The sequence below is a fragment of the Streptomonospora halophila genome, from assembly GCF_039542725.1.
Lineage (GTDB): Bacteria > Actinomycetota > Actinomycetes > Streptosporangiales > Streptosporangiaceae > Streptomonospora > Streptomonospora halophila.
The window spans coordinates 167131-174450 of sequence record NZ_BAABIK010000011.1 but is presented as its reverse complement, the minus strand read 5'-3'; the positions used below and the strand labels follow the sequence as shown (position 1 = coordinate 174450).

General features: G+C 71.0%; 7 protein-coding genes and 1 riboswitch. Of the genes, 2 read left to right on the top strand and 5 right to left on the bottom strand.

Translation table 11 applies throughout. From position 1 onward, the window contains the following. Window positions 1-554: 554 nt before the first annotated feature. On the top strand, window positions 555-749 hold the full coding sequence (locus tag ABEA15_RS11810) for a hypothetical protein (RefSeq protein ID WP_345556656.1): 195 nt from the start codon (window positions 555-557) through the stop codon (window positions 747-749). A 3-nt stretch (window positions 750-752) separates the two neighbouring features. Continuing rightward, window positions 753-1169: a type II toxin-antitoxin system death-on-curing family toxin gene (locus tag ABEA15_RS11805; RefSeq protein WP_345556655.1), complete on the top strand. Its 417-nt coding sequence runs from the start codon at window positions 753-755 to the stop codon at window positions 1167-1169. Between the two features lie 15 nt (window positions 1170-1184). On the opposite strand, the gene ABEA15_RS11800 is transcribed toward ABEA15_RS11805, so the two are convergent. The 5 genes from ABEA15_RS11800 to ABEA15_RS11780 all read right to left on the bottom strand — a co-directional run bounded on the left by ABEA15_RS11800 (window position 1185) and on the right by ABEA15_RS11780 (window position 7181). Beyond that, window positions 1185-2594 (bottom strand): L-serine ammonia-lyase, encoded by a 1410-nt coding sequence (locus ABEA15_RS11800; RefSeq protein WP_344142323.1) that lies wholly within the window; start codon window positions 2592-2594, stop codon window positions 1185-1187. Window positions 2595-2697: 103 nt separating this feature from the next. Continuing rightward, window positions 2698-3969 carry a serine hydroxymethyltransferase gene (locus tag ABEA15_RS11795; protein ID WP_345556654.1) on the bottom strand — a complete coding sequence of 424 codons (1272 nt, stop codon included), beginning with the start codon at window positions 3967-3969 and terminating at the stop codon, window positions 2698-2700. A gap of 4 nt (window positions 3970-3973) precedes the next feature. Continuing rightward, window positions 3974-4354 (bottom strand): glycine cleavage system protein GcvH, encoded by a 381-nt coding sequence (gene gcvH / locus ABEA15_RS11790; RefSeq protein WP_311544711.1) that lies wholly within the window; start codon window positions 4352-4354, stop codon window positions 3974-3976. Window positions 4355-4530: 176 nt separating this feature from the next. After that, entirely contained in the window at window positions 4531-5652 is a 1122-nt protein-coding gene (gcvT, locus tag ABEA15_RS11785) for a glycine cleavage system aminomethyltransferase GcvT (protein WP_345556653.1), read from the bottom strand. A 46-nt stretch (window positions 5653-5698) separates the two neighbouring features. After that, window positions 5699-5798: riboswitch (glycine riboswitch) on the bottom strand. Between the two features lie 327 nt (window positions 5799-6125). Further along, the gene (locus ABEA15_RS11780) at window positions 6126-7181 is read right to left on the bottom strand and encodes a 3-deoxy-7-phosphoheptulonate synthase (RefSeq protein ID WP_344142319.1); all 1056 of its coding nucleotides are present in this window, start codon (window positions 7179-7181) and stop codon (window positions 6126-6128) included. Window positions 7182-7320 lie beyond the last annotated feature (139 nt).

Below are 7320 nucleotides of genomic sequence, written 5' to 3'. Positions count from 1 at the left end.
TTCTACCAACCGCCGGTGGCCCAGGCGGCTTGACAAACCCATAGAAGCACCCCCCCCCGGAGCAGCCGGCGGCGCGCACCCCGGGGTGAGTTGGCGCCGCGGTCGTCGACGGTGTCGCGGGCGCTCGCGGGCAGGGCTCCTGCTCCCAGCAGGGACAGCCCCAGTCCGCCGGCCGTCGCTCCGCCGCCGCGGAGCAGGCCGCGCCTGGTTACCGCCGGAGGGCGGGAAGAGGACGGGGGGTCGGGGGGCGAGTGGAATCCGTCGTGTCGCACGAGATCACCTTTTGTAGTGGATATTGAATACATAATTCTGTATACAGGGGCCACTCGGGTAAAGGCGTCAGTTCTCCATCCCCTGAGGCTATGGACACCGCCACCCGCAGGGGTCGCCCGAGGCCCGACCGGCCGCGCGCCGCGCTGGCCGGTTGGGGCGGGGGCGCGTTCGCGGGCGCTGAGCGTACGGCTGGACGGCGACATCCATCGCACACCCTCGTGCGAAGCCGCGACACTCGTCGGCTGATAAGCTGGTACCAAATCAGGTACCAGGGGGTGGGTATGCCGGCACTCAACATCGAGTTCACCGCCGAAGAGATGGAGGAGATCCGTCGGGCGGCCGCCGAGGAAGACACCAGTGTCAAGAACCTCGCTAAGGGAAGCATTCTGGGGAGCATCCACCACCGCCGTGTCATGGAAGCCGCGGTGAGGGTGACGCAGGCCTCGGCCGGCCTGAACGAACGGCTCGCAAGGTAGGCGATGGCTTCGCACATCGTCTACCTGACCGTGGTCCAGGTGGTCGAGATCACCACCATGGCGCTTCGGCAGAACAACCAGAACCGAGTGGTGGTCCGGGACTACGGTCTTCTGGAGAGCGCGGTCCACCGGCCGCGCTCTTCGTCATTCGGGGTGGAGCACTACCCCGGGCTCATCGAGAAGGGGGCGGCGCTCCTCCAATCCTTGGCCCGCAACCCTGTCTTCGTCGACGGGAACAAGCGGGCCGCTTGGAACTGCCCAGCCGTGTTCCTGGAAGTGAACGGCGCGTCATTGATCACGCCGGTCGACGAGGACAGGGCGGAGCGCTTCGTCCTCGACGTGACCACGGGTGCGATGCCAGACGTGTCTGACATCGCCGTGGAACTCAGGGCCTTCCACCACGCCGGTCCGATCGGCTGATGTCCGGCTCCGGTTTCAGCACTCGATGACGTTGACCGCGAGGCCGCCGCGGCTTGTCTCCTTGTACTTGTCCATCATGTCCCGGCCGGTGTCGCGCATGGTGCGGATCACCTTGTCGAGGGAGACGAAGTGGCTGCCGTCGCCACGCAGCGCGAGGCGGGCCGCGCTGATCGCCTTGATCGAGGCCAGGGCGTTGCGCTCGATACAGGGAACCTGCACCAGGCCCCCGATGGGGTCGCAGGTCAGGCCCAGGTTGTGCTCCATGGCGATCTCCGCCGCGTTCTCGATCTGGGCCGGGGTCGCGCCCCACGCCTCGGCCAGGCCCGCTGCCGCCATGGACGACGCCGAGCCGACCTCGCCCTGGCAGCCGACCTCGGCGCCGGAGATCGAGGCGTTCTGCTTGTAGAGGATGCCGATCGCCCCCGCCGCGAGCAGGAAGCGCATCGTCCCCTCGTCGCCCGCGCCCTGGGTGAAGTGCGCGTAGTAGTGCAGCACCGCCGGGACGATCCCGGCCGCGCCGTTGGTGGGTGCGGTGACCACCCGGCCGCCGGCGGCGTTCTCCTCGTTGACCGCCAGGGCGTACAGCGTGATCCAGTCGGTGCCGCGCATCGGGTCGCCGGGGTCGCTGTGGTCGGGGCCGGCCAGACCCTCGGGGCCGCAGTGGCCGCCGAGTTGGCGGTAGAGCCGCGGCGCGCGGCGCGAAACCTTCAGGCCCCCGGGCAGAGTGCCCTCGGTGGTCACGCCCCGGCGCACGCACGCGCGCATCGCCCGCCAGATCTCCAGCAGGCCCTCGCCGATCTCCTCGTCGGTGCGCCCGAACGCCCGCTCGTTGGCGAGCATGACGGCGCTGATGGACATGCCGGTCTCGCGGCAGGTCTCCAGCAGTTCGGCCGCGCTGGAGAACGGGTAGGGCTGCGGAGTCTCGTCGGCCGTGATCCGGTCGGCGCCCACGGCCTCCTCGTCGACGACGAAGCCGCCGCCCACCGAGAAGTAGGTGTGGGCCCGCAGCTCCGTGCCCGCGGAGTCCAGGGCCAAAAAGCGCATGCCGTTGGGGTGGCCCGGGAGCGTCTCCTTGCGGCGGAAGTCCAGGTGCGTCTCGGGGTCGAAGTCGACCTCGCGGACGCCGGCCAGGGCGAGCCGGTGCTCCGTGCGTACACGCTCGACCGTCGCCGCGGCGGCGTCGACGTCGACGCCCTCGGGCGTCTGCCCGAGCAGCCCGAGTACCACGGCGCGGTCGCTGCCGTGCCCCTTGCCGGTCAGTGCCAGCGAGCCGTACAGCTCGGCGCGCACCGCGGCGGTGCGCTCCAGCAGCCCGGACTCGGCCAGCCCCTCGGCGAACCTGCGTGCGGCCCGCATCGGCCCCACGGTGTGCGAGCTCGACGGACCGATGCCGATGGTGAACAGGTCGAAGACGCTGATTGCCATTCCTGCCCTCCTTGCGGGTACAGGAGCGATTTCGGTGTTCGGTGCGGCCGGGGCGGAGTGCCGAGCACGCCCCGGCCGCACCAGGAGGGCAGGGGACTGCCCTCTACAGCTCCGGGTAGAGCGGATTCTTGCGTACGAGCGCCTCGACGCGGCCGCGCAGCGCCGCGGCGTCGTATTCCGGCTTGAGCGCCTCGGCGATGACGTCGGAGACCTCGGTGAAGTCCTCGTCGCCGAACCCGCGCGTGGCAAGCGCGGGGGTGCCGATGCGCAGTCCCGAGGTCACCATGGGCGGCCGCGGGTCGTCGGGTACGGCGTTGCGGTTGACCGTGATGCCGATCTCGTGCAGCCGGTCCTCCGCCTCCTTGCCGTTGAGCTGGGAGTTGACCAGGTCGACGAGTACGAGGTGGACGTCGGTGCCACCGCTGAGCACCCGCACGCCCGACTGGACGGCGTCCTCGCGCATCAGCCGATCGGCCAGGATCTTGGCGCCGGAGACGGTGCGCCGCTGCCGGTCGGCGAACTCCTCGCCCGCCGCGACCTTCAGCGAGACCGCCTTGCCGGCGATCACGTGCTCCAGCGGTCCGCCCTGCATGCCGGGGAACACGGCGGAGTTGATCTTCTTGCCGAACTCCTCCTTGCTGAGGATGAGCCCGCCGCGCGGACCGCCCAGGGTCTTGTGCGTGGTGGTGGTGACCACGTCGGCGTGGGGCACCGGACTGGGGTGCAGCCCGGCCGCCACCAGGCCGGCGAAGTGCGCCATGTCGACCATGAACAGGGCGTCGACGTCGTCGGCGATCTTGCGGAACCGCGCGAAGTCCAGCTGGCGCGGATAGGCCGACCAGCCGGCGACGATCATCTTCGGCCGGTGCTCCTTGGCCAGCTTCTCGACCTCGTCGTAGTCGACGGTGCCGTCCTCGGGGCGGACGTGGTAGGCGACCGCGTTGAGGATCTTGCCGGAGTAGTTCAGCTTCATGCCGTGGGTCAGGTGGCCGCCGTGCGCGAGGTCCAGGCCCAGGATCGTGTCGCCCGGCTTGAGCAGCGAGAAGTAGACGGCCGTGTTGGCCTGGGCGCCTGAGTGCGGCTGCACGTTGGCGTGCTCGGCGCCGAACAGCGCCTTCGCCCGGTCGATCGCGAGCTGCTCGACCACGTCGACGTGCTCGCAGCCCCCGTAGTAGCGCTTGCCGGGGTAGCCCTCGGCGTACTTGTTGGTCAGGACCGTGCCCTGGGCCTCCAGCACCGCCTGCGGAGCGAAGTTCTCCGAGGCGATCATCTCCAGCGTGTCGCGCTGCCGGTTGAGCTCGGCGCCGACGGCTGCGGCGACTTCCGGATCGAGCTGTTCGAGGGACTGGTCGAGCAGATTCCGCTGAGAGGGCATGTGATCAACCTTCGCCTTCGGTCAACTGCGTGTACTGCTCCGGAGAGAGCAGCTCGGACGGTTCCTCGGTGACCTCCACCTTGAAGAGCCACCCCTGGCCGTAGGGATCGGTCCCGATGACCTCGGGGTTGTCCACCGCAGCCTGGTTCACGTCGACGACCTCGCCGTTGACCGGCGCGTACAGGTCGCTGACGGACTTGGTGGACTCCACCTCCCCGCAGGTCTCACCGGCGGCGACGGTGGTGCCCGTCTCCGGCGGTTCGACGTAGACGATGTCGCCGAGCGCCTCGGCGGCGAATGCGGTGATGCCGACTGTGGCGACACCGTCGCTGACCGCCACCCACTCGTGGTCGCTCGTGTAGTTCAGCTCCGCGGGAACGCTCAATTCAAATCTCCAGGAGGTCGTCGTTGTCCGGGTCTGGGACCGGGTAGGGCGCGGCGCCTTCGCGTGTGGCCGCCCGACCGGTTCGGCGTGGACCGTCGGCGGTTCCACCCAGTCGAATTCTGCCGCTTCGGCCTGCGGCCGCGCACGCTGTGCGCGCGCTTCGGCCGCCGCCGGGGTCAGCGCTCCCGGCGGTAGAGCGGCAGGTCGACGACGTCGACGGCCTCGGCGCGGCCGCGCACGTCCACGGCGGTCTCGCCGGAGGACGGGTCGGCCCCGCTGTCCATGTAGGCCATGGCGACGGGCTTGCCCAGCGTGGGCGAGGGCGCCCCGCTGGTGACCACGCCCACGGGCTCGCCGTCCAGCAGGACCGTGTTGTCCTTGCGCAGCGGACGGCGGCCGCGGGCCACCAGGCCGACCAGGCGGCGGCGCGGGCCGGAGTCGGCGACGCTCTGCAGCGCGTCGCGGCCCACGAAGTCGCCGGGCTTGTCCAGTTTGACGACCCGGCCGAGGTTGGCCTCGAAGGGGGTGGTCCGGGCGTCCAGTTCGTTGCCGTAGAGGGGCATGCCGGCTTCGAGGCGCAGCGTGTCCCGGGCGGAGAGCCCGGCCGGGAGCAGGCCGTGCGGCTCGCCCGCCTTGAGCAGGGCGTCCCACACGGCGGGCGCGTCGTCGCCGGGGCTGAGGAAGATCTCGAAGCCGTCCTCGCCGGTGTAGCCGGTGCGGGCCAGGAGCACCGGGTGCCCGGCGACCTGGTGGGAGTATCCCGCGAAGTACTTGATGGTGCTCAGGTCGGCGTCGGTGAGCGGCGCCAGGATGTCGACGGCGGCCGGGCCCTGCACGGCGATCAGCGCGTAGTCGGCGGAACGGTCCTCGACGAGGGCGCCGAAGCCCGCCGCGCGCTCGCTGAGGGCGGCGAGCACGGTCCCGGTGTTGGCAGCGTTGGCCACCACCAGGTACTCGTCGTCGGCGAGCCGGTACACGATGAGGTCGTCGAGGACGCCGCCGTCGGCCGCGGTGATCATGGTGTAGCGGGCGCGGCCCGGCGCGACCTTGGACAGATGGCCCACGAGGGCGTAGTCCAGCATGTCGGCGGCCTGGGGGCCGGTGATGTGGATCTCGCCCATGTGGGAGAGGTCGAAGAGTCCGGCCGTCTCGCGCACGGCCGCGTGCTCGGCGCGCTCGCCGCCGTAGCGCAGCGGCATCTCCCAGCCCGCGAAGCCGACCAGGGTGGCCCCGGCCCGCTCGTGGACGGCGTGCAGCGGCGTTGTCCGCAGTGCCGATCCGTCGTCCGGCGCAGTCATTCTCACTCCCGAGAGGATGGACGTCGTTTCGTGACAGGCGTTGCCATCCTCCCCCTCTGTCATGATGCCTGAGAGCTTCGCCGCGCGAACGCGGCTTGCACCTTCGGCGAGGGGCTCGAACGCCCCTGCTTTCCAGAGTGGTCTCGACCGTACGGTCCGGCGCGCCTGAGAGGTTCTCTGGGGAGGAATTGCTCCTTCGGCGGCCCGTGCCGGCTGCACGGACTCTCTCCCGTACGGATTCAACGACCGGTTCCAGGCTAGCAGTGCGGCTTTCGCGCGAACAGCCAAGGGGACACGAAACGCCCACTTCACCGCACCTGCCAGCGGAGACGCCGACCGCCGCGGAGCCGGGGGCGCCGGCGGCACCCGAGAGCCGGGTCCCTCCGGCGGCGCCCCCGAAAGGCGTCCGCGGCGCGCGGCCCGCGGCGAGTCCGGGCGCCCTCGGCCGCGGGCGGGGCAGCGGGCTCCGGTGCTTAGACCGAGCGGCGCTTGCGTACCGCCTCGGCGAGCCGGCCCAGCACGTCCTCGGTGGTCGACCAGCTCATGCACGTGTCGGTGATGGAGCGCCCGTAGGAGAGCTCCGCGGGGTCGCCCAGCTTCTGGGCGCCCTCCTCGATGAAGCTCTCCAGCATCACGCCGATGATGCCGCGCTGACCGTCGGCGACCTGCGCCGCGATGGCGTCGGCCACCCCCGGCTGGCGGGTGTGGTCCTTGCCGCTGTTGGCGTGGCTGGCGTCGATCATCAGCCGCCGCGGCAGTCCGGAGCGCTCGACGACCTCCAGCGCGGGCGCGACGCCGGCCGCGTCGTAGTTGGGGCCGCTGCGTCCGCCGCGCAGGATGACGTGGCAGTCGGGGTTGCCCGCGGTGACCACGACCGAGCCCGCGCCCGAGGGGTCGATTCCGAAGAAGGTATGCGAGGCCGCGGAGGCGCCGCAGGCGTCCACCGCCACCTGCACGTCGCCGTCGGTGCCGTTCTTGAAGCCCACCGGCATGCTCAGGCCGCTGCCGAGCTGGCGGTGGACCTGGCTCTCGGTGGTCCGGGCGCCGATCGCGCCCCAGGCCACCGCGTCGGCGATGTACTGCGGGGTGATGGGGTCGAGGAACTCGGTGCCGGCCGGCACGCCGATCGAGCCGATGTCGAGCAGTAGCTTGCGCGCGGTGCGCAGGCCGCGGTGCACGTCGTAGCTCTCGTCCAGCCCGGGGTCGTTGATGAGCCCCTTCCAGCCCAGCGTGGTGCGCGGCTTCTCGAAGTAGACGCGCATGACCAGGCAGAGGTCCTCGCTCAGGGACGGCGTCAGCGCCTTGAGCCGCTCGGCGTAGTCCAGCGCGGCCTCGGGGTCGTGCACGGAGCAGGGCCCAACGATGACCAGCAGGCGGTCGTCGGCGCCGTCGAGCACGCGCTTGACCTCGCCGCGGGCGTCCTCGACCAGCGCGGCGCGCTCCGGTCCCATCGGGAGCTCGGCGAGGAGGTCCTTGGGCGCGATCAGCGGCTGGTAGCTGGCGACGCGCGTGTCATTGGTGTTGGGCATGCCTTCTGTGTCCCTACTTCCGTCTCACCTGCGGACCCACTCAGAACACTAACGCGGGTGGGCGGCGTGCGGGGTGCCGGAGTGTTCCGGGGCGCCGCCCCGCGCACCGGCCGCGGCCCTTTCGGAGCCGCCGGGTGTG